The 23,969-nt window shown below is 62.3% G+C and carries 26 protein-coding genes; 2 read left to right on the forward strand and 24 right to left on the reverse strand.

Annotation, left to right across the window (positions count from 1 at the left end; all coding sequences use genetic code 11):
- Window positions 1-9: 9 nt before the first annotated feature.
- The 13 genes from IZV00_RS08395 to IZV00_RS08455 form a co-directional block, all read right to left on the reverse strand.
- Window positions 10-1,473, reverse strand: a complete 1,464-nt coding sequence (locus IZV00_RS08395) for a hypothetical protein (protein ID WP_196224241.1) — start codon at window positions 1,471-1,473, stop codon at window positions 10-12.
- Window positions 1,470-3,020 (reverse strand): hypothetical protein, encoded by a 1,551-nt coding sequence (locus IZV00_RS08400; protein WP_196224242.1) that lies wholly within the window; start codon window positions 3,018-3,020, stop codon window positions 1,470-1,472. The genes IZV00_RS08395 and IZV00_RS08400 overlap by 4 nt, the downstream gene beginning before the upstream one ends.
- Window positions 3,021-3,152: 132 nt before the next feature.
- Window positions 3,153-5,117: a relaxase/mobilization nuclease RlxS gene (gene rlxS, locus IZV00_RS08405; protein ID WP_230463140.1), complete on the reverse strand. Its 1,965-nt coding sequence runs from the start codon at window positions 5,115-5,117 to the stop codon at window positions 3,153-3,155.
- 251 nt (window positions 5,118-5,368) lie between these two features.
- Complete coding sequence (locus IZV00_RS08410; protein WP_230463141.1) at window positions 5,369-5,728, reverse strand: hypothetical protein; 360 nt, start codon at window positions 5,726-5,728, stop codon at window positions 5,369-5,371.
- Window positions 5,729-5,962: 234 nt separating this feature from the next.
- Window positions 5,963-6,571: a lytic transglycosylase domain-containing protein gene (locus IZV00_RS08415; protein WP_443020038.1), complete on the reverse strand. Its 609-nt coding sequence runs from the start codon at window positions 6,569-6,571 to the stop codon at window positions 5,963-5,965.
- Window positions 6,559-7,140: a S26 family signal peptidase gene (locus IZV00_RS08420; protein ID WP_230463142.1), complete on the reverse strand. Its 582-nt coding sequence runs from the start codon at window positions 7,138-7,140 to the stop codon at window positions 6,559-6,561. Before IZV00_RS08420 ends, IZV00_RS08415 begins: the two co-directional genes overlap by 13 nt.
- Window positions 7,137-7,367 (reverse strand): helix-turn-helix domain-containing protein, encoded by a 231-nt coding sequence (locus tag IZV00_RS08425; RefSeq protein WP_062118077.1) that lies wholly within the window; start codon window positions 7,365-7,367, stop codon window positions 7,137-7,139. Before IZV00_RS08425 ends, IZV00_RS08420 begins: the two co-directional genes overlap by 4 nt.
- Before the next feature lie 152 nt (window positions 7,368-7,519).
- Entirely contained in the window at window positions 7,520-7,819 is a 300-nt protein-coding gene (locus IZV00_RS08430; protein ID WP_062118080.1) for a DUF736 domain-containing protein, read from the reverse strand.
- 273 nt (window positions 7,820-8,092) lie between these two features.
- On the reverse strand, window positions 8,093-8,659 hold the full coding sequence (locus tag IZV00_RS21415) for an HNH endonuclease signature motif containing protein (RefSeq protein ID WP_329604453.1): 567 nt from the start codon (window positions 8,657-8,659) through the stop codon (window positions 8,093-8,095).
- The gene (locus IZV00_RS08440) at window positions 8,577-10,340 is read right to left on the reverse strand and encodes a ParB/RepB/Spo0J family partition protein (protein ID WP_196224247.1); all 1,764 of its coding nucleotides are present in this window, start codon (window positions 10,338-10,340) and stop codon (window positions 8,577-8,579) included. The genes IZV00_RS21415 and IZV00_RS08440 overlap by 83 nt, the downstream gene beginning before the upstream one ends.
- Before the next feature lie 93 nt (window positions 10,341-10,433).
- A complete protein-coding gene (locus tag IZV00_RS08445; protein WP_196224248.1) occupies window positions 10,434-10,862 on the reverse strand; it encodes a DUF2958 domain-containing protein in 429 nt (142 codons plus the stop codon).
- Window positions 10,859-11,830: an ArdC family protein gene (locus tag IZV00_RS08450; protein WP_196224249.1), complete on the reverse strand. Its 972-nt coding sequence runs from the start codon at window positions 11,828-11,830 to the stop codon at window positions 10,859-10,861. Before IZV00_RS08450 ends, IZV00_RS08445 begins: the two co-directional genes overlap by 4 nt.
- Before the next feature lie 360 nt (window positions 11,831-12,190).
- Window positions 12,191-12,451 carry a hypothetical protein gene (locus IZV00_RS08455; RefSeq protein WP_196224250.1) on the reverse strand — a complete coding sequence of 87 codons (261 nt, stop codon included), beginning with the start codon at window positions 12,449-12,451 and terminating at the stop codon, window positions 12,191-12,193.
- Window positions 12,452-12,552: 101 nt separating this feature from the next.
- On the opposite strand from IZV00_RS08455, the gene IZV00_RS08460 reads away from it, so the two are divergent.
- Complete coding sequence (locus IZV00_RS08460; RefSeq protein WP_196224251.1) at window positions 12,553-12,759, forward strand: helix-turn-helix domain-containing protein; 207 nt, start codon at window positions 12,553-12,555, stop codon at window positions 12,757-12,759.
- A gap of 9 nt (window positions 12,760-12,768) precedes the next feature.
- On the opposite strand, the gene IZV00_RS08465 is transcribed toward IZV00_RS08460, so the two are convergent.
- The 8 genes from IZV00_RS08465 to IZV00_RS08500 form a co-directional block, all read right to left on the reverse strand.
- Window positions 12,769-13,080 (reverse strand): DNA -binding domain-containing protein, encoded by a 312-nt coding sequence (locus tag IZV00_RS08465; protein WP_196224252.1) that lies wholly within the window; start codon window positions 13,078-13,080, stop codon window positions 12,769-12,771.
- Between the two features lie 235 nt (window positions 13,081-13,315).
- Window positions 13,316-13,510, reverse strand: coding sequence for a transcriptional regulator domain-containing protein (locus IZV00_RS08470; RefSeq protein ID WP_196224253.1), 195 nt, complete (start codon window positions 13,508-13,510; stop codon window positions 13,316-13,318).
- 1 nt (window position 13,511) lies between these two features.
- On the reverse strand, window positions 13,512-14,378 hold the full coding sequence (locus IZV00_RS08475) for a phytanoyl-CoA dioxygenase family protein (RefSeq protein WP_196224254.1): 867 nt from the start codon (window positions 14,376-14,378) through the stop codon (window positions 13,512-13,514).
- Window positions 14,375-14,977, reverse strand: a complete 603-nt coding sequence (locus tag IZV00_RS08480) for an acyl-homoserine-lactone synthase (RefSeq protein WP_196224255.1) — start codon at window positions 14,975-14,977, stop codon at window positions 14,375-14,377. Before IZV00_RS08480 ends, IZV00_RS08475 begins: the two co-directional genes overlap by 4 nt.
- A gap of 72 nt (window positions 14,978-15,049) precedes the next feature.
- The gene (locus IZV00_RS08485; protein ID WP_230463144.1) at window positions 15,050-15,841 is read right to left on the reverse strand and encodes a LuxR family transcriptional regulator; all 792 of its coding nucleotides are present in this window, start codon (window positions 15,839-15,841) and stop codon (window positions 15,050-15,052) included.
- 197 nt (window positions 15,842-16,038) lie between these two features.
- On the reverse strand, window positions 16,039-17,238 hold the full coding sequence (locus IZV00_RS08490) for an MFS transporter (RefSeq protein WP_230463145.1): 1,200 nt from the start codon (window positions 17,236-17,238) through the stop codon (window positions 16,039-16,041).
- 47 nt (window positions 17,239-17,285) lie between these two features.
- A complete protein-coding gene (folE, locus tag IZV00_RS08495; RefSeq protein ID WP_196224256.1) occupies window positions 17,286-17,894 on the reverse strand; it encodes a GTP cyclohydrolase I FolE in 609 nt (202 codons plus the stop codon).
- A 24-nt stretch (window positions 17,895-17,918) separates the two neighbouring features.
- Entirely contained in the window at window positions 17,919-18,653 is a 735-nt protein-coding gene (locus IZV00_RS08500) for a hypothetical protein (protein ID WP_196224257.1), read from the reverse strand.
- Window positions 18,654-18,953: 300 nt separating this feature from the next.
- Here IZV00_RS08500 and IZV00_RS08505 point away from each other — a divergent pair, with 300 nt between their 5' ends.
- Complete coding sequence (locus tag IZV00_RS08505) at window positions 18,954-19,724, forward strand: helix-turn-helix transcriptional regulator (protein WP_196224258.1); 771 nt, start codon at window positions 18,954-18,956, stop codon at window positions 19,722-19,724.
- Window positions 19,725-19,974: 250 nt separating this feature from the next.
- Here the strand turns inward: IZV00_RS08505 and IZV00_RS08510 are convergent, their stop codons facing one another.
- The 3 genes from IZV00_RS08510 to IZV00_RS08520 are packed head-to-tail and all read right to left on the reverse strand — an operon-like array spanning window position 19,975 to window position 23,942.
- The gene (locus IZV00_RS08510; protein ID WP_196224259.1) at window positions 19,975-20,907 is read right to left on the reverse strand and encodes a 3-methyl-2-oxobutanoate hydroxymethyltransferase; all 933 of its coding nucleotides are present in this window, start codon (window positions 20,905-20,907) and stop codon (window positions 19,975-19,977) included.
- A gap of 54 nt (window positions 20,908-20,961) precedes the next feature.
- A complete protein-coding gene (locus IZV00_RS08515; RefSeq protein ID WP_196224260.1) occupies window positions 20,962-22,146 on the reverse strand; it encodes an MFS transporter in 1,185 nt (394 codons plus the stop codon).
- Complete coding sequence (locus IZV00_RS08520; protein ID WP_196224261.1) at window positions 22,143-23,942, reverse strand: IucA/IucC family protein; 1,800 nt, start codon at window positions 23,940-23,942, stop codon at window positions 22,143-22,145. Before IZV00_RS08520 ends, IZV00_RS08515 begins: the two co-directional genes overlap by 4 nt.
- Window positions 23,943-23,969 lie beyond the last annotated feature (27 nt).

Here is a 23,969-nt window from a genome sequence, read left to right on the forward strand (position 1 = left end):
ATCGCGAAATCATTGATCATGTCTCAGGAGAACATTCTGAACGGCCCAATGCTCGGCTGCGTGCGGCTCGCACCCGCCCGGTCGAACGTACAGGCAAAGATGACCATCTTCCGGACTCCATCCTGCTTCTGGGGGAGCGCATTCCAATCGACGAAAACCGTATCCATCCGGTATCGCGCCTTGAGGAGCAATAACCGCGTTGAACCCGCGCGCTGCATTTCTGAAATCGCGCAGACTCATTCGATCATCATCACTCCAGCCGGTAAGATAAGTAGGAATATCGCGATGGAGATAACTGTATCCGCCAGTCTGCCAAAATGTGATTCGATGCAGTGCGATCCCACAACTCCCGGAGGACGTGCCATATTTCCTGGCAAGTTCCATGCCCGATCCGAAGGCCGTCCAACGCGATATCATCGGTTCGGCCAAACCCAAGCTGATTGAACTACCAAACCAAAGAAGAAGAAGCGCGAGCTTAACGAATTTTCGATTGGTCGCGTATCGGGCAGCCAGCTCCGCGGTACCCATAGCAGCTAGAATGACAAGGATGGTAACGCTCAAAAATATGAAGCGGTATTCCTTGTGCCCTATAGCCATGTGAATCAAAATATTGATGAGAGCGGTATAAAAGATCACCCTGTTTTTCTCAATGACAGGAAGCAGAAACAAGAATATGGGCGCTGCGGTCCATCCCCAATATTGCCAGATCATACTGAAAAAAGCTGTTGGGGGGTCGACGCCATAATTGGCCGAACGGTTCAAAAGTAGATTCTGCTGAACGTTCTCTATGATCCAACTGAAGGGTACCTGGCCCATCGTCAAATCCACCCCCGTTGAGAGGATCATTGCAACCAGGCCACCGGCAACAATATGTATCCAGCAGCGTCGGATGTGGGCGCCGCTGCTTAAAAGAAGCAAAAGTGCGATCGCCGGTGCATATTGGAAGCGCAATATGAACGCTAATCCGAGAAGAAATCCAGCCAACAGCCATTGCCGATGCGACACGTCCTTTCCTGTCAGAAGAACGGCGGCCGGCAAAATGCACCCGGTCGCCAGTACCTCAGTCAACAGATGGACCGAGAAGAATATCTGCTCAAACCAAGTCGCGGCTACAAATCCGGCGACCAGCCCTTGAAGCGGGCCCATGCGCCGGCCGAAAGTCCAAGCCGACCATGTGATCGACAGGCCTGATGCTATGGGAAGAAGCGCGGGTAACTTCGCGTACAAGATCGTCGATGGAGCCACGAAATGACCAAGTGCCACCAGCGGCGAGGCGAGTAACGGAACCAGCCAGCTTCGCATCCCATATCGGTATTCCCAAGGCACTGTGCCATACCCGAATACGAGCCGGTGTGACTGTTCTAGATACTGAAATATCTCATCCGGATGATGCATTGAAAAGGGCAGGAGTGCCGCAACACGAACGAAAAAAGCCAAGAGCAGCAAAAGGCAAATCTGCGTTCGGCTGCTCATTTAAGATCGTTCCTGGCATATATGATTTGCTGCCTACCCGAAAACACGTCCGGCACGCGAGCGACCTTGTGATAATGTCTTCTGATGGTTTGCTCGACCATGCCAGCAGTGATCAGATTGCGGGGATGATCCAATTCCCTATCCGCGAGCAGAATAGCTGCAGGAAGTGTCTGCAGCAGCTTTCTCATCTGCAAAGGTGCATCAACGGCGGCATTTTCGCCAGCATTGTTCAGATGCTCAGGGAAGATATATGGGGTCGGCAGACATGAAGACGTGAGCAGGTAGAGAACGGTAGGGCCGTCGTTTACATAGATGCATCCGTGTGCGGCGTAGGGGCGCAGGGCAGCGACCATCGTGTCTACACGGTGCCGACGTTCAACCGTTGCGCCCCAAATTACAAGTCCGAACAGGACTATGTACCACACGCCGCCCGCCACCAAACCGACAGCCGCACCTCCTCGCTTGAATAGAGTCCCGCTTAAGACACTCAACGGCATCAGGGCGGGCAGTGCATAATGCGGATAATTGTTGCCGACTGCAAAAAATCCGATGACCGCAGCTATCGTCCAAGATACGAGAAAGAGGTTTCTATTGTGGAACGGTCGATGAACAAGCGGTACTGCGGCGATCAAGCCCATAATCAGCAAGGGCAGGATCGAATATATAGTACCGGCCAGAAATTGTAGTCTCAGAGCACCTTCAGGCAATACTACCCTGGTGATCGAGCGGAAGTTTGCATCAAAAAATTGGGGAAAATAGCCGATTGATGCATAGAAAAGGCCAACGGCCACCGTGGGCCCTACCGCGATACAAATTAGGAGAAACCCATGTCGGATCACAGCAGCAGCTGAAGCACTTTCACGCCATTCTCTCCACAAAAGCCATAACCCAAAAGTTACTCCTTCGAAGACAACAGTATATTTGATCTGCAAGGCAACGCCGCAAAGCGCCATCGCCATATAAGAGCTAATGCGCGGCTGCCCGCCGCAGGAAGAATCTTGAACTCGCAGAACGAGTAATGCGGCGCACCCCATCAGAAGATTATAAAAAACCGGTGCCTGGCCGCCCACCCCTCCCAGCAAAGGCATAAAGAGCAAATACAGGACACCGCTCAAGGTTGCGCAGACATTCTTGCAGAAATGCAGACAAATCCGCCTGACGATTAGTGCCGTCAGAAAAGCGCTCATCAAGGCCCCAAGTTGATAAGCGACCACCCCGTTAGGGCTAAACGGGCGCAGCAATGCGTAAACCAGAAACAGTCCGATAGGCTTACGATCCCAAATATCGACATAGGGGAGAACCCCGTGCCACATGCGATCGGCTACGAGCAGATAGAATTCTTCGTCCATATGGACCGCGGGATCAGCGATGCATGCTGCACGGGTGACCACCGCTACTGTCAAAAGGATAACCGCAGAGGGCAGCCGTCCTTCCAAAGAGAAATTCTTTTCCTTTATTTTAGAAGCGTGACCTGCCAAATGCCCCGGCATTACCGCCAATCTCCGCTTGGCATATAAATGCTTTTCAATGATTTCTTGGTCGCCCATTGCTCTGCGTTACTTTATGATCGCACGCTAAAAAAGCTCGCTTTCCCCAAATGTGAAAAATATGGGAAAAAGGCGGGCCAACACGCAGCATCAGAGCGGTTTGTCGGAAGCCGTAGCACGCCTTCTCAGATGTCAGGAGATTGTCGGCCCACTTCGCCCGCGCCCTAACCGCCACTCAGTCCCGTCCGCGCGCAATATCCCGACCGCATCCTTGCCTATATTGCGGTCGAACACATCGCGCCAAGGCACGAGCGTGAAATCGCGCGAGCGCTCGACCAGTGCATGAGCGCCGCTTTCCAGGTCCAAGCGCCGCGCAATGACGCCCTCGACGCGCTCGCCATTCCTGGCCGGCTCGAACGCCCTTCCCAGCTCCCGGCCAAGCCGCTCGCCGACGCTCTCCAACTCGCGCAAACGAAGGCTTTCCAAAGCCCCTCTCCGCAACCGGAAAGCGTGCCCGTCGCCATCGGCTAATTGCTGCTCGACAAGCCACTGCCGCCGGGTTGCCAATGCGTCCCGCACCTCGCGTCCGAACCCGGCGTTGCGCACCGCAACGGATGCGCCAGATGCCAGCTCCCGATCGAGCCAAGTAGCCGCTTCGACTCCCACCAGATCGCCGACTGGCTGCGGAGACAGGATCGCGAGCGCCACAGGGCGGTCGCGTTGTTGTCGTTGCGCGAAGCCTTCCGCCCGCGCCAAATGATCGCTTGGGATGGTCCAGCTTCCATCCTGCTGACGCTCCGGTCCGGCACCCGTGCGGCGCATTGCCTCCAAGCGCCGGACATGGCTTGTGGCGAAAGCTTCGCTGGCATGGGGATCATGCCGCAGATGCAAATCGACCGAATAGCGTCCGCCATTGGCGCGAGCAACCGCATCGACAGTTCGGTCAGCGGTCCTCGACTCGGCCTTCGTCGGCTCGATCCGCACCGTCGCGCCCTCAGGCACCAAAGGGGTCGCGTCCGCGCGTCCTATATCGATATAGTGGACCCGCCCATCGATGCCATCGACCATCATGTAATGGCGGTCGCGATGCTCGTCGGAAAAGCCCCGGCTGATCAACCGCCCGACGATCGGCTCGCGCAGATCGGTGGCGACCACCTGCTCGACCCCAGCGCGGTCGAGCCGACGCGCGGTCAGTTCGCGTTGCATGAGTCGGATGATGTCGCCACGCTCACCCATGCGGCGGAGCGTGTCCTCCAGCCCTTCCGCGAGCCGATAGTGCCCGTCACCCATGTCCTCTGCGAGGTCCATCGCCTTGAGCTTACGCAGGCGCCCCGCCGCCACCGATTGCTGGAGGGGGTCGTTGTCGGTCGCCGCCACCGAGCGATCGGCGTCCATCCGCCGGAGCAGACGCCGGTCGATCGCGGTCAGCCGTTCCTGATCCACATCGTGGCGGAGGCGGTCCTCGATCTCCCGATCGGTGCGCGGCCCAAGGTCGAGCGTGACCAGCTCGCACGCGCGCTCGCGTAGGCCATGAGAAATATACTCCCGCGCGATGATCAGATTGTCGCCCCGGTCATCCACGCCGCGCAACACGATATGGGTGTGCGGGCGTTCGGTGTTGAAGTGGTCGACAGCGACCCACTCGAGCCTGGTGCCGAGGTCCTGCTCGACCTGCGTCATGAGGCGACGGACATAGGGCTTGAGGTCCGGATATTCGGCACCGTCCTCGGCCGACACGATGAAGCGAAACTGGTGTCGGTCGCCGGCGGTCCGCTTCAGGAAATCATCGCCGTCGGCGCGGTCGGTTTCCGGGCCGTAGAGTTCGCCCGGCAGGCCCTCGCGCGTGACCCCGTCGCGCTGAATGTAGCGCATGTGCGCGCGAGCGGCTTGGCCGGCCTTGCCCTGCAGCCGTATCAAGCTTGCCTTCACCATCGCGCGGCGACCGCGATAGCCACCTAGCCTGTCGCGACTGGAAAGGAGCCGCCCCATGCTCGCGCCGCGCCCGATGCGGCTGCCATCGAAGCGCCGCGACTTTATGCCCGTCTTCTTGCCGGCGAGCCGTGTCGCAGCCAGGATCCGCCCGCCATATTTGAGCGTCCGCTTGCCATCATTGCCGCGCGTATTACCGAGCTTTGGCGTGAGATCATCGTCAGACATCCGGACGCCCTCCGATCTCGCGATTTCGGGCAGGCAATGGCGGATTTCCGCCATTCCTGAGCAACATGTCTCGTGCCGACGCTCGCCTGTCTCGCGGAAAAAGGATGTGCAGACAATCACTTACGGAGTGTCGCGAGACACTGCCTTTATCTTGTTTCCCCTTCTCCCCCTTTCCCTCACCACTTCGCCCCAGCAAAAGGGAAAGGGCAGTGCCAGACCGACGCTGCCTCTCCCCGCCGATCGCGGCATCCTCAGCGCGCTTCGGCCATGGCATGTTGCGCAGATTTTCGGCTACCACAGACCCGATGCGCGATTGTTCCCTGCGGCATCCCCTCGCCATCAACCAGCATGATTGCCATGAACCAGCAGCCATCGAGCCTGCCCCAGATCGCGATCCTGTCGAGCTCTTCGTCATCCGATCCAAACCCTTCATAGGCACCCAGCCAGCGTTCCCCGGCCCTCGCGTCCCACAGGAAATCGCTCTCCTCTGCCTCAAGAAATCTCTCCGCCAAAGCCTTACCGGCACTGCGGTCAAATTCGATTTCCAGTCCGGCGACCAGTGCTGCCATGATGTGATCCGACGCCGTTCCGATGCTCTGAACCATGTCCATGATGATCTCCATTCGCTTCGCGTTCTCACCATCGAGAACGGCGTCATGGAGATGGGTGGCGGAGCGGCTGTCAGGGCCGCTGCGCGCAGGGCGGCGCCGCGAAGCGGACGTGGGGGGAACCGATTTGCGCAGCAAATTGGGGGGCACCCGCGGGCCTTGATGGCCGCTCCGCCACCCGTCATGCTGGGTCTATCGAGACGAGCCTCCCCCCTTTCGGTGATGTGGAACGGCGCCTCAGGGGACATGATTGCGCACCACGAAGAGCGATGATTGTAATGGCTCAGCGGTCACGTCCCGCGTGGTCACGGAGACCTGGCGCTGGATCGCGAACAGCCCCTCGCGCGCAGGGTTTGATGGCGAAACTGGCGCGCTCAAGGCCGAGCCCGTCACCTTGCCAAGATAGGCGATGGTTTCGCCCGGCAGCTTCCGACCGGTTGCAAGATGCGCGGCATAGCGGGCCGGACCGGCATTATAGGCTGCAAACAGACCGGGGTAACCGAAGCGATCATACATCTGCCTGAGGTAGCAGCTGCCTGCCATGATGTTGTCGGCGGGGTCATCGGGATCACTACCCAGACCGAGGCTTCGGCGCATCTCATCCCACGTGCCGGGCATCAATTGCATGAGCCCCATCGCACCGGCACGGCTGCGAATGGGCCCTCCGCCGAGCATCGTGTCGCCATTGCTTTCCGCGCGCATCACGCGCTCGATCCAGGCGACCGGCACGCCGCACCGGTCCGATGCCTCATAGATTAGGTTTCGCCAGCGGACCGTCGGCTGTGCTGCCGATGGAACGGCCATGGCGAGCATCAGCGTGACGCAGGCGAGCCTCAGCGCCGCCACAGCAGCTCTGCCTTCCCCATGACGTCCTCACCCTCGGTCGATCCGAAATAGCGGCCGTCGAAGGAGCGGCGATTGTTCATGAGGAGGAACAACTGGCGTCCTCGAAGACGCATGCATCCCTCCCAGAGCGGCATGGATCGCCCCCGAAGGTCGGTGCGTTGCCGATCGGCGATCCGGCGACCGTTGACGAGGATTACCATGCCCCAGGCGCAAACCTCATCGCCAGCACTGGCCGCAACGCGCTTCACCAGCGGCACATTCAAGGGCAGATAGCGGCGCTCGGCGGCAAGTTGGCGATAGCGCCAAGGCACCCGCGCGATCACCATGTCGCCGACGCCGGGCAGCGCTGCGGGTGAGACGATATAGAGGCCCCTGGGCGCGCTGGCGCTCGCGTTCCAGACAAGCCGCGGCGCAGGCGGAAAGGCGGCGGAAACGAGAAGCAGCGCGGAACCCGCGCCGCCAAGTGCGAAGCGGCGAACGCGCCTTTTGCGATGCAATTTCTTTGCGCGAAGTTCATCACCCCAGGCCAGGAGTGGCGCATCCCCACCCACCTTGCGTGCCCGCGTCACGCGCCGATCTCCCGGCCGGAATGCTCGGCGGACCATGTATCGAGGTCGTCGATATGATATTGGACGAAGCGGCTGTGGCGGCGGAAGACCGGGCCTTTTCCGTCGCGGCGCAGGCGTTTGAGGAGCCGGCTCGAAAGCTTCAAGTAAGCGGCTGCCTGATCGGTATTGAGGAAAGGCGAGCCGCGTTTGGCGCGATTGGCACGGGCAATATCGTCATCGGTTTCCATGGAACGGTATCCTGTGGCTGCGAACCGCAACAGCGCGATCGCTGCACTGAGGATGGCGGCCAAGACACCGCAGCATCAGTGTCGAAAACCATCGCCTTGAATTCGACACCCTTGGACGGCAACCCCGCGCCGATCGGCGCGGGGCGCCTGGATCAGCGGGACCAGATAAGCTTGTGCTCGCCGTCGTCCCCTTGGGTGAGCGTCGCATAGATGGGCGCGGGGAAGGATGGATCGTCGAGCTTGAGGCTCAGATATTCCGCCCCAGTCTCGCGCGCAGCCTTGGTCCAGCCAGCGCCAAACTCGACGGCCCCAGCGCTGACGCGGTGGTCTGGAGCCTTGTCATGCTCGCGATCAACGGGCCGGATCGTGGCTTTGACGCGAAGGGTAAGGGTGCGGATTTCGCCGGTGTAGACGCCGTCCTCGTTGCGGGTGAAGCTGCCGATCTGCGCCATGGAAAATCTCCTTGTGCTTGCTCGAATGCCGCCCCGTGCGGCCTCGATGGCAGTCGATCAGGCGCGCGTACGACGCCGTGCACCGTAGGCCGCAGCGCCAGCGAAGGACGGCCAGAGCCGGGTTTCTTGGTCCGCGAGGAAGCCCGCAGGGCGGGGAAGAAAGTCGGCGAAGCCGTTGCGCGGACAAGTCGTGCAGGCGCCAGACCTGCCATGAAGAGAGGCCGCCGGGCGCTGCTGCGCAGGCCTTCAGGGGATGCCCTGCGCCACGGTCTGCTATGCGGTCACGCGCCGGTAGTTGGCTACGCCATCTTCGAAACACGGCAACAGCTTCGCCGCGTCGAACGGGTTCACATAGTCGAACGAGCTGCGGTCAAAATGTGGATCGAGCCCAGCATGGCAGCTCTGGCAGAGCGTCATGAGGTTGGGCATCTCCGTCGCTCCTCCCGTCGCCGAGGGGCGTATGTGATGGAACTTCCAGCACGATATCGGCGGCGTCATCCGGCCTGCGTCCGCGAATCCGGCAACGCCTTTTTGTCCCGGCAGAGCACGCCATGCAAACCTTCGGCGTTGGCGCCCGTTTGTCTGCTCCCGCTTCGAGGAGGCCGGTATCGACGAACCCGCCGCGCCCTGGAATAGTGCGCTGGCGGCCTTCCTCTTGTCATTTGGAAACACCGCGCGCCGACGCCGGGACGGCGGAGGCGCGCGGCCGATTTTTTCGCCGCAAGCGCGGGCGGGATAAATCCCGCCCGCTCTCTGTTCACGCGGCCTGCGCAAGCGGCGCGACCTCTTCTTCGGGTTCTGGTCCGGTGGCGGGGGCGCGCGTTGCAACCATCCTGGCATGAGCCATGACCGTGCCGACGCCGCCCCGCTGGGTGTAGGCGCTCGGCGGGAACCGCATCCAGCGAGGGACCCAGCGCTCTGCTTTCGTCCGCCCCTCAGCGCCGTTCAGATGATCGGACATGATCCGCTTCAGCGTCTGGGACTTTTCTCCGGCGTTGGCGGTCGCGACCGTTTCGCCCGCCACTTCCGCAACCATCCGGCCTAGCAGTTCGCGGTCGCGGATCAGGCCGAACAAAGCCTCATCGGCCTGCCACCAGTCGGCCATGTCGATGCCGATCTCGGTGCCCGCCGCCTCGACGGCGGCGCTGCCAGCGGAAAGCGTTTCGCCCATGACGACCGCGACCACCTCCATGATCGCCGGATCGGGAAGCTCCAGCAGGCGGAAAAACAGGGCCACAAGACCATGTTCATCGCCATTGCCGCCGGTGACCGTGGGCTCCTCGGAAGAGAAGTCCAGCAGGGCGAGAACGGCGCGGCGACGTTCGTCAAAGACCGTCTCGCCGTGCGATGTCTCAACGCTTTCGCGCACACCATCATTGCGGGCCGTCTGTGGCTCCGGCCGCACGGTCCAGAGCGGCGATCCGGTGATGGCATGGGCCGCCATGAGCCGGAACGCGATGCCGGGATGACCCAGCATGGCGGCGCGGACGGCGGCGTGGCGGTGCAGATCGACATAGGTCTGCAAGGTCGAGGTAAGCTCAGGACGCTGCGGCTTGGCTGTGTCCGCCACCTCGCCGCGCTCGGCCTTGCGGGCTTCCTTTCGCGTTACATATCCTTCGTGGAAAACGACCTCGCCGCTCGCGCGGATATCGGCATAAACGCGACCACCCTTCCTCTTGGCCGCCTTCTCATATTCCCAACTTTGAAAGTGCTCTGATGGAGGAACGACGATGACATCGCTCCAGCCCTGCTCCAGATAGCAGGCACGGCGGGTTTCGATAGCTTCATTCTGCGCGGCCCAAAAAACGTCTGCATCGGCGAAATAGCGGTCGTCGCCGAACAGGTCGGCAACGGTCGCACCCTTGTAATCGTCGAGACTGAACAGCGCGAAGCGCGCCGGAATGGACTGGCCGCCAAACAGCCACGCCTTCAACTGGTGCCCTGTGGGAACATAGCTGTCAGGATCATCATGAAGCGCGAGCCACGCCTTTTGCTGGCTTTTGCTCGCAAGGGTCAGGTGGCGGACGGTCGTGCGGTCGATCTGCTCGGCGCGGTAGAGCCCGCGAATGCGGGGCAGGAGATTGCCGAGCGCGAGGACGCGGCGGATGGTGAGGTCTGGCAGGCCGAAGGTCGCGGCGATGTCATCCAGTTCGCGCCCCTCCTTCACCAGCCGGGTGAAGGTTTCCCATTGCGTCACCTCGTCCGCGTCAAGCCGGGCAAGATTTTCGATCATGGACGCCTCGATCGCGGCAGCATCGTCGGTTTCAGAGAGGATGCGGCAGGGCAACGGCTCCGCCTCGCCCGTTTCCTCCGCCACGATGCGGGCGGCATGAAAGCGCCGCGCGCCCGCTACAATCTCGAAATGGCCCTCGGCGCCATTGGGCCGGACGAGGAGCGTCTGGATGACCCCGCGCTTGCGTACGGTCGGCAGGATGTCGCTAACATCGGGAGCCTTCCGTCCAAAGCGCATGTTCATCTTGCTCACACAGAGCTTGTCTTGATCGATAAAAACGAGTGTCATGGCGTTGCTCCTTTGGAGTGCCGGCCCCTCACACTTCGCGGCGTCGGGGGGCCGGTTTTCACTGGGGTGGCGGCGTGACGTGCCGCCTTCACGTCATCCCTTGTCCGGATCGGGCAAGGGAGAATTAGGGAGCGCGCCCGGCCGGGCGGCGCGGCGGATCAGGGTTTCGGCCCAGAGGATGGAACCAGCGCGGCGGGCCTGTTCCGCCCAGAGGGAGAGCGGCAAATTGCTCTCGAAGCCCAGATCGCGCTCGATGGAGAGGCCGTAGGGAAGCCGGACAGCGGCGATTTCGGCCAGGCTGAAATAGCCGAGTTCGGGACAGCCGAAGCCAAGATCGGCCAGCCCGAACAGAGCATCGCCATCCTCCGCCAGTTCGGTCGCGAGCCATGTCGCGGCTCCAAGCGGATTGAAGAGCTTGATGACGGGCGGCGGGTCGAAGCCCTCACCCTTTGCTTCATGAGCGCGGCGGGCGATGTCGTTGGCGCGGAGCGCAAAGCGCAGTTCGGGAGTGAGGAGCTTCATGCCGCCACCCTCCCCTCTTCACGCGCGACCTGCGCCTCACGGTGACGGGCGAGCAACCAGTCCGCCGCCTTGCTGGCCGCGCTGGCCGCGCGAAAGATCGCGTGGCTGTCGTCACGCAGCACCTCCAGCCACGCGCCGATATAATCGGCATGGCGGACCGTAGGCGCTATGCCGAGCGCCGCGCAGAGGAAGGCCGATCCCATCTCGGCGACCAGTTCCTCGCGGGCATAGTCCTTGCTGCCGAAAGCGTTGAGGAGATTGCGGCCCAGCCGCTTGTCGTGGCCGGTCGCATGGGTCAGTTCATGAAGGCAGGTCCGGTAATAGTTGACTTGATCGAAGAAGGCTGGCTGCGGCGGCACAGCCACGAAATCCTGCGCGGGCGCATAGAATGCCTCGCTGCCACCGACGCGAAACTCGACGCCTGAGGCGGAAATCACCTCCTCGGCCACGGGCACGATCTCGCGTTTGGGCAGGGGGTCCGGATCACCGGCAAGCCCTGACCGCAAACCCTCGCACTGCGCGGCATTGAAGACCGTGAAACGCTTGAGGAACGGTACGGCCTTGGGATCGCCGCCCTCTCGAGACGCCCTCTCCCTCTCCTCTTCCGGCGTAAAGCGGTCGGCATAAACGACGGTCACGCCGCGCTCGCCCTTTCTCACACTGCCGCCCGCCTCCAGCGCCTGCCGAAAGGTGAGCCACGATTGCGAAGGCCAGCCATGTTCGATGACCTCGCCCCAAAGAAGGAGCACATTTACGCCGGAATAGCTGCGGCCGGTGAGCGCATTGCGCGGCAGGCCGGGACCCGCTCCACCATGCTCGCCCCAAGGCTGGACCCACGGCAAACGCCCGGCCTCCAATTCGGTGATGATCCGGGCTGTCACCTCGTCGTAGAGGCTCGTCCGGCTTTCCTCCTTACGATCTTCGCAAGCACCCTTCCGAAGTGCACGACGGCTCCGGGGTTCACGCATGCTCTGTCTCCTGCGCCACCCTAAAAAGACACAAGGCCTCCCCGCAAAGGCGGGGGTGGGCGGCATGAGCGACCAAGAGGCCCGGCTCCAGCGGCCGGGGGCACCTTCAGGGCGGAACGGGAGTGGAGCACCCCAAGCGCAGCGCCGGGGTTGCCCCCGGGCGCGACGGGCCTAGCCGGGAGCGCTGCCCGCACCCGCCGATACGGGAGAGGCAGAAACAGCGCCGCCGCGCAGGAGCGCGGCGCCCGCAAACACGCCAGCGATCGTCACCGTCAGGCTGAGACCCGAAGGGGCTCGGCGGCGAGCGCAGGGAGACGTAGAGCGCGGTCGCGCTTCAGCGCGAGGCGCCGATCCTGCTGGCTATTCTTGCTGTCCGAACGCCAGGATAGCATTTCCTAATCCATCGCCGACGATCCAGCGCGCTCGCTCCAGATGCGATGCCCAACATGCCCGCGCGCCAGCGTCCATGACGTCGATGCCCATCAGGCGCGGAGCGGCGTCCCTCCAGTCCAGCCCCGCGGCATCAGCATCAAGGATGGCGGCATAGAGCGCCAGGTGCTGCTGATCATATTCGACGACATTGTTTCCGACCGGGGCCGTTCTTGCGACCATCGCTATCATGCTGCTCGCCCTAGGATTTTCATCTTCATCGACTGATCGATCATAACGAATCGGAACGATCGTTCCTAGAACCTTCGTTCCTGCTGATTGATCGCTGTCAGATGGATTTGAAGGAGGCCCTGGCGATCAATCTTCGTCGGCTGCGCTACGAGCGCGGCTTGACGCAGGAGGACGTTGCCGGGCTTACCGGGATCAGCGCTCGCTATGTCGGGGCCATCGAACGAGCGCGGGTGTCCGCCAGCGTCACGATCTTGGGAAAACTGGCGGACGCACTAAATGTGGACCCGAGCATTCTAATCGCCCGATAAGATAGGCCCTCACCTCAATATCGCGCTTGGCCCGCCCCTGATCATCGCCTCGCCCGCCGCCAATAGCCGCCGAGCCCGCGACTTGCGGTATTCACCATCGCCCGGCCAATCCCCTGGACCCAGGAGGAGATCAGCTATGTCGCGCAAGCTCGCGCCAGCCCGGCGGGCGTCAACGCTCCACAGCCCGAGCAAAGCGCCTGCCCGCCGCTCATGAAAGATATTCGGCCGCAGCGCCCCTGACATGAGACGGTGCAGCGCATGGGCAGCTTCAGTCTGCAACGGCAGGTTCGGCCCGACATCCAGCACCACCCGCAGAGCCATGGAACGGCCGGCGAGCATATCACTAACCACGTCCAGGCGGATGACGTGGCCGGCTTTGTCTATGCGAATGTGATGGCCCACCATACCGCTGATGACACGGACACCATGACGTCGAAGGTCGAGCCGCCACCGACTTGAACCGTCGCAATCAGGCAGCAGCTCCACCGTAATGACGCGCGGATCGACGCCCGCCGTCCAGACCGGCAGGACATGGGCGCAGGAGCACGCCGGATCCTCAGGGAAAGTGCAACCCCCAACGCGCAGTGAAAGCCGGAGCGGCCGCCATCGGCCCTTCCCGCTTCAACAACAGGGCGCTGTAAGCCGCGCGATAGGCCGGGTCGCGGCGAAGCACTTCCCAGGCCAGCGCCGAGCGACCGAGCCGCCTTACGGCATCCTGCGCATCGGGATCGATGGGCGATGCGGCGATCATGTCACCCCATCTCGCCCATTTGCCCGCGAAGGAAGACGGCCACCGCCCCCTCCTGGTCAGGCCGCAGCGCGTCGATGGCCGGGATATGATCGGGAATATCGCCCCGCAAAAGGATTGAGGGGCACTGTCCCTCGACATTGCCGAGGTTCGGGCGATGCTGCGCGTAACCCACGAGAGCGGCGAGCTCGGGCGAGAAATGCTTCGCGATTCCGGGCGGATAGACGAGCCATTGGAGCTCGAAGGGCTTGAGCCAACCCAGGCAGTAGCTCATGATGATGCCGCGCCGGGGCGCGGCGGTCTCGTTTCCGCCGCCGCCGTGAAGCGTTGACCCCAGGAACAGCAGCGCGTCGCCGGGTTCGACGAATGGCACGACCGCCTCCTCTTCGGGCAGCAGGGCGGCGTCCTGATGGAGATGGCTGCCGGTCCAAAGGCGCGTTCCGCCATTTTCCTGTTTGAAAGGTGTCAACGGCCACATCACGTTGACGAGATATTCGACCGAGCCCTTGGGGCCCTGCCACATGTCCTGGTCGCGGTGCGGCAGTTGCGGCAGGGCGCCGGGATGGATTTCGATCGCCTGGGTGAGGTTGAGGTTGAACCGCTCGCACCAGGGGAGCAGCATCTTGCTCACTACATCGAGGACCAGCGGATGCATGACCAGGCGCTCGGCCAGTGGTGATCGCGCGAGCAGGCCGCCAAAGCGCCGGGTCCGCTCGCCATAAAATGGGCCTTGGCAAAGCGGCGTAGCGGCAAAGACGGGTTCGAGGTCGGCCTGCAGAGCGTTCAGCCCGGAGGCATCGAGCGCATGGCGAATGACACACCACCCATCGCGGCGGAGCGTCGCAGCCTTGTGATCGACAAGCGCGCTCATGCCGTCACCTCTGGCTTTTGGGGAACGTAGGTGCCGGTCCATGCGAGGCGCAGCGGCGTGTCTTCATCAATGTGGACCATGAAGGCGCCGGCTGGCCCGCCTGGCATCGGCACGGCAGGACCCAGCGGTTCTGCTCGCCAGCCCATGGAGAGAACTTCCTTTCGGAATGCGTCGGGGATGACGCCGGTATAGCGCTCGATCCCCCGCTCCAGGCCAAAGTCCACCATGGCGGAGATCAGCTGGTTGCGTAAGATCCGCCGCCGCTCGGCCCCATGGCGCTGCGGCAGGCAGAGGCGCGTGCTCTCCCAGATCCCGTCGCCGGCGGGAACGCCGGCTGGGCAAAGATGCTGGAAAATCGTTCCCATCATGTGCGGGCGGTTCGTGGGCAATAGCCGGAGGGACGCGGCATGCTCCCCGTCCTCGGTCAGGATGATGTAGACTGCGCCTTGGGTGTCGAACTGGTCCAGTTCATATCGCCCCTCGACCACGGGCACGTCCCAGCCGAAGAGATCGATGAAGAGCCGCTTGCGGTCGGCGAACATGGAGTTGAGGAGCGGCTGGCAACCGGCTGCCAGATGATTGTCGATTATATGGAGCATGAGGGCATCCCCGGATCGTGACTGACGCATCCAAAGGAAGCAGGGGGAAGAGAGTCCCAACAGACCGGGTAATTACTCGGGTTGACGTGGCTTCAATTCATGAAGGCCGACTTCTCCTGCGAGAATGGCGCTGACGACCAGTTCCGTCCGGTCATGCACGTTGAACAGGCGGCGAGCGTCTGTCAGATAACCATCGACCGTGCGCGGCGTGATCTTCAGCTCCCGGGCGATCTGCTTGTTGGACATGCCCCGCCCGGCAAGCGCGATGCAGTCCCTTGGACGGGGATGAAGGCGCGGACGCGGCGCGGCGATCGGTTCGGGCAACCCGCTCACTCGCTTGGCCGCCTGGAAGGCGAAGACGCCGACCATCTGGGCGACGCCAAGGCAGCGGCGGACCGATGTGCGTGACCCACCGCCCGCAAAGGTACAGGAGCCGACCGGCTCGCCGAGGGCAAAATAGGGAATGGTGATGCCCTGCTTCAGCCCAAGCCGCCGACCCACCGCGAAGCATTCCTGATCGCGCCGGTCCATCATGATGATGCCGGGCAATTCATCCCAGCAAAATGCGCGTCGTGCGAAAACGCAGCCGCGCATGACCGGATCACTCCGCCACTGCCCCTGGCCGATGATCCGTTCCATGGCGGCCGCGGGATAGTTGAGGAGTTTGACCCGTCCTGGAGGATCGCCGCGCAGATCATCATGATGGACCAGTGCATAGTGACGAAAACCGAGCTCGCGGGTGATCGCTTCCATGACATTGGCGAGCTCCGCGCGCGAGGCAGCCCTGGCAAGGCAACGCAGCACGCAGTCCGCGACAGACACGGCCGCCGCAAGACCCACGGGGCTCGCATCGTCGATATTCACCGGCGAACGCGCCGACCCACCCCCTCGTCGTCTCAGCGGCCTTCTCCTGGGTGACGCCGCACGAACCGCCGACGCCGGTTCCGGTAAGCTGCACCTGTTCTGCGCGGGTCACCTGCGGCGCCCATGGAAATTCGCCTTGTCAATCAAGCATCTCGGTTGCTGGAGAGCAAGCCTTGCAAGAGCATGCCGCTACAGGTTCAGCTTTGCGCAGACCGCGCCTTGCCGAGGCCAAGAGGCCGGGCGGCCATGATGAGGAGGAAGGCGCCGGCTGAACCCATGGCGGCCACGGCCGCGATGAAGATGTTGAGGGAAAGCGCCCCAAGCGTCAGTGCGTAAAGGCTCGACACGGAGAAAATCCCGAGGTTGAGGAGGCTGGCGTGATAGGAATTGACGGTCCCGCGATATTCCTCCGAAAGGTTGCTGAGCCGGGCGTGATGAAGCGGTCCCGCGCAACCATAGCCAAATGCCCAGGCTGCGCCGGCTCCCGCCAGGACAATAGCGGAGGTGACAGGAAGCATGAGGGCGAGAACGCCGATCGCCGCCATGCCGGCCATGATCGGCAAGGCTCCTCCCGCCAGACGCTTCTCTATCCGATGCCCGCTCAGATTGCCCGCCATGATGAGCGCGCCCCAGAAGGCCGCAACGGCCCCGGCTTCTGCAGGGCCAGTTTCCAGCTTGCGCCGCGCGATTTCCGCCGCCACCGCGCCGATCCCCGCCATCCATCCGAGCCAGAGATAGCTGGCGGCGAGCCGGACCTTGATCTCGTCGAGCCGAAGGGCTCCGCGAAGCATCGCGAGCAGCGGCACATGCGCGCGCGACCTCGCCCGATCGGCGGGAAACAGCCGTGCAACGAGGAGGGCGGCAATGGCGGCGATTAAAGCCAGGAGATAGTAGCTGGCCTGCCAGCCAAATCGCGCAGCGACCAGACCCGACACCGCCGGGGTCACGATGAAGGCCGTCATTAGACCTATGAAGACCTGGCCGATGCGCCGGGCCATGTCGGCGGGAGCCGTGACGTCACTGACGAGCGAGAGGCTTACCGGCTGGATGATCGCCGCCATCATGCCCAATGCTGCAGACAACGCGATGGCGGTCGCGAGGCTGCCTGAACTCGGCAGCACGCCGCACAATAGCGAAAAAGCCGACAGGCTGGTCATGAGGGGCCATTTGCGCCCCCAGCGGTCGGAGATTGGGCCGGCGATCGATGCGATGACAGCATAGGCGAAGCCATAGGCTGCGGGCAGATAGGCGACTGCGCTGGCCGGAACGCCAAAAGCATCGCCCATAACCTGCATGATCGGACCAGCGACCACCTCCGCTGATCCGATCACGAACAGGCAAAGCCAAAGCGCCGCAAGACGATGTCCGGTCATCGAGGCGACATCTATCCGCGACATCTGGGCTGAAGCAACTCCTTGAGATGCAAAAGAGACATGGCCCCGAGTCAGGGCACGGCAGGCAAGCCGAGGAGAGCGAACAATTCCATCCGCGCGCGGAAATCATCCCGGAAGACGCCCGTCATCCTGCTGGTGACCATCGCGACGCCAGCCTTGTGGACGCCACGGGTGGTCATGCATTGATGGCTTGCCTCGACGATGACGGCGACGCCGCGGGGCCGCAATGTCTGGTCGATGGCATTGGCGATCTGCGCGGTCATCTTCTCCTGGATGGTGAAGCGCTTGGCATAGCCCTCCACGACGCGGGCGAGCTTGGAGATGCCGACGACCCGCTTGGCCGGGAGATAGGCGATGTGGACCGACCCGATGATCGGCACCATGTGATGCTCGCAATGGCTTTCGAAGCGCACGTCACGAAGCGCGACGACATCGTCATAGCCTTCCACTTCCTCGAAGGTGCGGCTGAGCACATCGACCGGCTCCATGGCATAGCCTGCGAAAAATTCCCGGTAGGACCGGACGACCCGTTCCGGCGTACCGGAAAGGCCTTCGCGGCCAGGATCGTCACCCGCCCATCGCAGCAAGGTTCGGACGGCGTTTTCCGCCTCCTCCGCGGTCGGTCGCACAAGGGCAGGAGCAGCGAGGCTCTGGAACATGGAAACACCTCCATTAGGCAAGGATTAGAAGAAGTGGATCTCGAGCTTGATGTCTTCGAGAAATGTCCAGTCGATGGCATCGACATCGAACAGTGATGCGTCGAAGACGCCATCGTCATAGGCGTCGGCCGGATCGACGCTGTGCCCGGCGAATACATATTTCTGGAGATAGTTTATGTCGCTGCTGGTGATCGCCTGTTTGCCATAGCGCGACACATCAACGATGTAGTGGATGTCGCCCGCTTCATAGGTCCGGATGATCGGGACATAGGCGGAGAGGCCGAGCGAACGCAGCATCTCGACGGCGAAATTATTGGCGCCAACTTCGAAAGAGACCCGGTCCTTCCGCTTCTCGTCAGTCATCTCGGGTGGCGCATCAAGGCCGTTGCCGCTGCCCTCATGCTCATAATAATGCAGCGCCGCCTGAACGCCCCGGAGATCGTATATATAGGCGTATCGCTCGATATTCTTGCGCTTGGCCTCGCATATGAAATAATAATGTCCAAGGCTATGCAGCAGCATGAAAGTGCGCGACGGCCAGGAGACCGACTTGGCAAACGTTATCTTCCTGCCCTTGATGATCGCCTTGATGTTGAGGGGATGATGATCCACTTCATCCAAGTCCAGGCCGAATTTTTCCACAAGAGCATTGGTCAGCTTGTCATAGCTGGATTCGCCGATCGCCAAGAGAAGTTCACCCATGCGCCTGCCGGTCTCATCGGGAAGCGTCTCGTCGATGATATTCGCGATGTCACTCATATGCGTCTCCTCTTGATGAAGTGAAGTGGAGAAACTTGTCGGTCATCGACATCATAGGAGATGCAGCTGCGGCACTTGCGTGCGCAGAATCCAATGGATTAAAGTCTTTCTATGATGCCTTGAGGACGATCGGCAGATGAGCATTCTGCAATGATCTCTCCACATCGAATCAGATAGACGATGTGGGATGATGATTAAATCCCCACATCTGTGGGGGTTACTCCTTTGGCGTTCGCGGTTACTACTGGCTGTCGAGGCGACAAAGCCGCTGCTGCAACGTAGATCCTGCCGGAGAGGCTCATGTTCGAGACATTGGTCGAGTTTGAACGAAAAGCGCTGAACGCTTCTTCCCTCGAACGGCTAGGAGCGCTCACCGAGCCGTTGGCGCGCTCGCTCGGCTTTAGCTGCTTCACCCTTTTCCGGCCGCAGCCTGCCATGGCCGGCCACGCCCCGATCTTCCTCACGACCTACCCTGAGAGATGGATAAGCAGGATTTTCCAGGAGAAGCGGCATCTCGACGATCCAGCTCACGCGGCAGCCGCACGATCCGTCGATGGTATCAATTGGACGGCGATCGGTCAGTTCATGGCTCTTTCCGATCACCAGCGCGAAACCTTGTCGCTCGCATCCGGACATGGGCTCGCCAAGGGCATCACCCTGCCCTTCCGCGTGCCCGGCCTGCCGAGCGCGATGTTCTCCCTGGCCATGCGCGATTGTACCGTCCCCAAGCCCTTTGCCATATTGGCCGCCAGGCTGATGGGCGGCATCGTCTTTGCTCAGGCTCACCGGCTGGCAAGGAGCGAACCGTCCCAGGCCGAGGTCGTGACGCTTAGTCCGCGGCAGCTCGACTGTATCCGGCTGCTGGCACGGGGAATGACCGACCGGGCTATTGCTTGCGAGCTCGGCCTCAGCCCCCAAACCATCCGGGAATATATTGAAGCGGCGCGGCTCCGCTATGGCGTAAAGCGCAGGGCGCAGCTCGTCGCGGCAGCCATGCGTGACGGCCATCTGTCAGCTGACGACTTTGGAACCTCCGTCTTGGAAGACAGCTGTCGTCCGCTGCCCGGATAGACGCGTTAGCGACTGAAAGGGGATAGCCCGCTCGCTGCGAACGCCCGAGCGCAGGGCGAAAATCAAGAGGGACCACCTACCGCTGTTCCCGGTTGCACCAGAAAGGCACGAGTCGGCATCAACGGGTCTTCATCCTAATGCCCTGCTTCATCGATGCTGGCTTGGCCGGGTAGCGTGACTCCGGTGAAACTGCTGATAGGTCAAATGATCATCGCACTCGCGATCAGTCGCCGCGACCAGTTGGTTTCGTTCATGCCGCCCAAGGATCACAAGAAGCGAGCGCGACCACGTCCTCGATGGAGAGCAAGGTAGGCGGGGATAGCGGGAATTCGCCTGCAGCCGTCAGGCCGAGCAATGTCCCGATATGCGCTGCAATTGCCTCGACCGAATAGGCCATGGGAAACGCATCGACGGTTTCCTGCGCCGTAGGGGGGAAATAGCGCGCGCGAAAGCCGGGCTTAAAAACAGAGTCCCAGATATTGAGTGACTGCCCCCCGGTTTCCGACTTCCCGCTAAAGATCGCATAGCTCGGCAAGGCTTCCGGCCGATCGACGAGGGCGCGGTGCACGAATTCGTCCAGCTTCTCCAGCACCAGGCTTTCAGCGCCCGCGTCTCGGACCTGCCGCGCCGAAGCGAAGAGCGCGCGCGCGCCATCGAGTGATCCACCGACCCGACCACCACCGCCGCCCTGCGGCGTATAACCCAGATGGGCCATGACCCGGAAACCTTCCCGGGCCAGCCGCTCGATGACAGCAAGGACGGCCTCCGAATGAACCTCCAGCTTAACGACATCGGCACCCGCCCTTCGCATCCTGTCGGCGCTGCGCAGGGCGATATCGCCATTCGTGACCGACCCATCCGGCATATCGCCAACGATGTAGGGAGCTTCAGAGGGAAAGAGTTGCCTTGCCCGGTGGGAGACTTCCCTGACCAGGCCCGCCATGACTTCGAGGAACAGCGCCTGTTCGCCCCTCGCCAGCCGGGTGCTGTCACGCCCGAGATGCGTCATCAGATAGGAATCGGAGACCATGAGGCAATCGAGCCGAATGCCCATTTGGAGGACAGGACTGCCAGCCATGGCTTGCGCCACCGCCTCGACCTCATAGTCGCGATAGAGATTGAGCTTGATCGGGCGTCGGCTGTCACCCTGGTGACCGCGAGCGGGCGTGAGGGGTTCGGACATCAGCATGATTGTCTCCTTGTCAGGTGCGGCGCGTCTTTCGGATGGAGACGGCCTTCATTTGAGAGCGGCGGAGCGGGTGAACGCCTCCGTGCCGCGCAGCAGCATGACCATGGCAGCGGTCAGCACCCCGCATAGCGCTGCGGCGAAGAACAGCGGGCCTACCCCGGCTGTGGCCGCGATCATGCCTCCGCTCACGCTGGCGACTATCGTTGCAAGCTTGGCGCCGCTATCGAACCAGCCGAATGTCCGGCCGGCGCTCGCGTCCTCGATCGTGTGGGCTATCAGCGCATTGAGGCCGACATAGCCGAGCGTCATGCCCACCCCGAGCAGGAGCCGAGCTATCGCAAAGACCGGCAGCGAGGAGGTGAACGCCTGCACCGCGAGCATGCCGCCCACGATCAGGCATCCGGCGGCGAACCAGGGAGCGGGATCGCGGTCGCGCAAATGTCGTCCAAGCGGAAGGCAGGCGAAGAGGTAGACGATGTGGGGCAGGCCGAAGAGCCATCCAGCCGTGCCCGCGCCGACGCCGAATGTCTTCGTGCTGTAGGGCACGAGGAACGGAAAGGTGGAGACCATGGCGAGCGTGAAGCCGGTCTGCCCGGCCATGATCGCACCGCGCGACAGCAGTTGTCGGCGAGGCATCTCCCGCGCCCCGTTGTCTGCGATCGCAGGGGTTCCGGCATCGCCCCTTGCGGGAAGAGGCAACAGCATAAGGACGGCGATCAGCGGCAGCAACGCCACGATGAGATAGACATTCTGCGGAGCGATATGCCGGTCGATCAGGAAACCCACTGCCGCGGGAGCCAGGATGAGCGCGAGACGCGCGCTGGCCTGGGTAAGGTTCAGCGCCTGCGACAGTTGCTCGCGCGGCAGGGCTTCCGAAAGATAGGCGTTGCTGGCCGAGAACGTGCCGCCAAGGAGACCCTGGAGGCAAAGTGCGATGACGAACAGCGGCAGCGATCCGGCGAGACCGGCAACGACAAAACTGATGGCCAAGCCGATCTGCGCGCGCAGGAGTAGCGGCTTTCGGCCCCACCGGTCGGCCAGGCGGCCCCATAGAGGCGCGGAGATGGCAAGGCATGCAGTTGGGACGATGTAGAGCCAGCCAATGAGGCGCTCACTTGCGCCGGGTGCGATTCCGGCCAGGATGAGACCCAGAAAGGGCGGCAAGCCCATCGGGCCGAACGCCCCCGCGAAATGACAGGCGAGAACGGTGGCCTTGATGCGGCCTGGGCTCATTTTCCGCTCTCCGAAAGGAGAAAATTGGGCGCGCTATGCCCATAGGCCTTGTTGACGTCGGCTGCGCCGGTTCCCTTGCGCGACTCCAGCGTTGCAGCGCGCAAAAGATATTTGATCGGGAACTGGCTCGCTTCCAGCAATGCAGAACGAAGCGGCCCGGCAGCAATGCCCTCGCGCTCCAGCAAGTCGAGTTGCCGCTCGATAACGGTACGCAGCAGTCTTCTGTACGCGCCAGGCCGGCCCAGATGCCGGCCCAGTCCCTCGATCACCGCGCCCAGGTTGAGCTGGATCGTGATAGTGATCAGCATCTGCGCGGCGGCGGCCGCATCTGTCTGGGTTATGCGCGCGTCCTGCATCCTGCCGGTCCAGGCATCCGCTCCGGGAAAAGCCGCAAGCAGGGCTGACGCGTCGATCCGCGGCGAATCATTGTCCTTCAGCAGCAGGCGCAGGCCCGCGCCGCGCGGATCGACGAGCAGGACGGAGTTCTGCTGATTGGCCTCCAGTTCAATGCCATAGCGCGCCGCCAAGCGAAGATGGACGCCCAGGAGGAGATCGCAAAACTCGCCCAGGAACCGCTCGACGTCCCCCTCATAATAGCGATCGGTGAGATGCAGCGCATAGGGACGACCATCGGGCATCGGCGCCATCAGCGCTGCGACCGGCACCGGCTCGCAGGCATCAAGCCCTTCAGGATAGCGGCGGATGATATAGGCGAGGAACCGCTCCCCGCCATGATGGGCTCCGCCGCTTTCGTCTGTCAGGAGCAGCTTCGTCTGAAGCATTGCGTCCTTGGCGCGTATCGCCTCCAGCAGGGAATGGACGACATGGCCGTCATTGATCGTGCCGGACTTGATCGCGCGCAGATTGAGGCGGCCGAGCGTGCTGATAGCGAGCGGGAGCTTGATATGAAGGCCGGGTTCCTCGACGATGGCCAAAGCCCGCACCGAGAGCGTAGGCACGACCTCAAGATAGTCCTTGGGCGCCATATACGCGCAATCACTCAGTCCCGCCCCGGCCAGGATCCGATCCATTCTCTCGCCACGCATGAACGGATGAACGGGCATGAGCGCGTGTGTTTGTTCGTGCGCTGGGTCGAGCCCCACATCAGCGAAGGACGGCCATTGCTTGGGAAGCTCGCCCTGTACCGACAAGCCGTCCTTGGGAAGAGCGAGCCAGGCAAGGCGAAATGCCTGCTGATATTCCGGGCCGTAGGCGATGAGGTCATTGGCGGCAAAGCCGTGCTTCGCCCGCGCCGTGGGATAGAAAGGATGATCGAGGAAGGACGCGAGCCGGTCGTTGGCCAGCATAGCCCTATGCCATTCGGGATGGCTCGCCAAGCGTTGCGCGGCAGGCGAGACTCTATGCCGCACCGCGTCGCAGATCGCGCCCTGCTCGATCGCGGCCTGGCATTCTGTGAGGAAGGCGGAGATGTTCGCGCTGTCCTCCCACTCCAGCCCCGCCTTCATGATTTCGAGAAACTCGGTAATGCTGTCGATAAGACGCGCGCCCTGGCGGGCGACATGAACGAAAGGCGGGGCGCCGACGCGCCATGCCTGCATGAACCCGTCGGGCTCGACGGGCAGGAAGAGCGTGCCGCCATCGGGAACCTCATGGGCGAGGTAATGCTCGGTCTGCGCGATCAGCCTGTCAAAGGGCGCGTTCTTGGCAGCAACGATCTTGCCGAGCGCGATCTCCCGGTAATTTTCGCGCACGAAGCAATCGGCCACGCGCCTCAGGATATAGCGGCCGTGATCCCGAACCGATGGCGCGGGTTTGACAGCGGTGGCGATGTTCATGGCTTTTCTCCTGAGGGCGTGGCCGGA

Origin of the sequence: Sphingobium sp. Cam5-1 (assembly GCF_015693305.1) — a bacterium.
Lineage (GTDB): Bacteria > Pseudomonadota > Alphaproteobacteria > Sphingomonadales > Sphingomonadaceae > Sphingobium.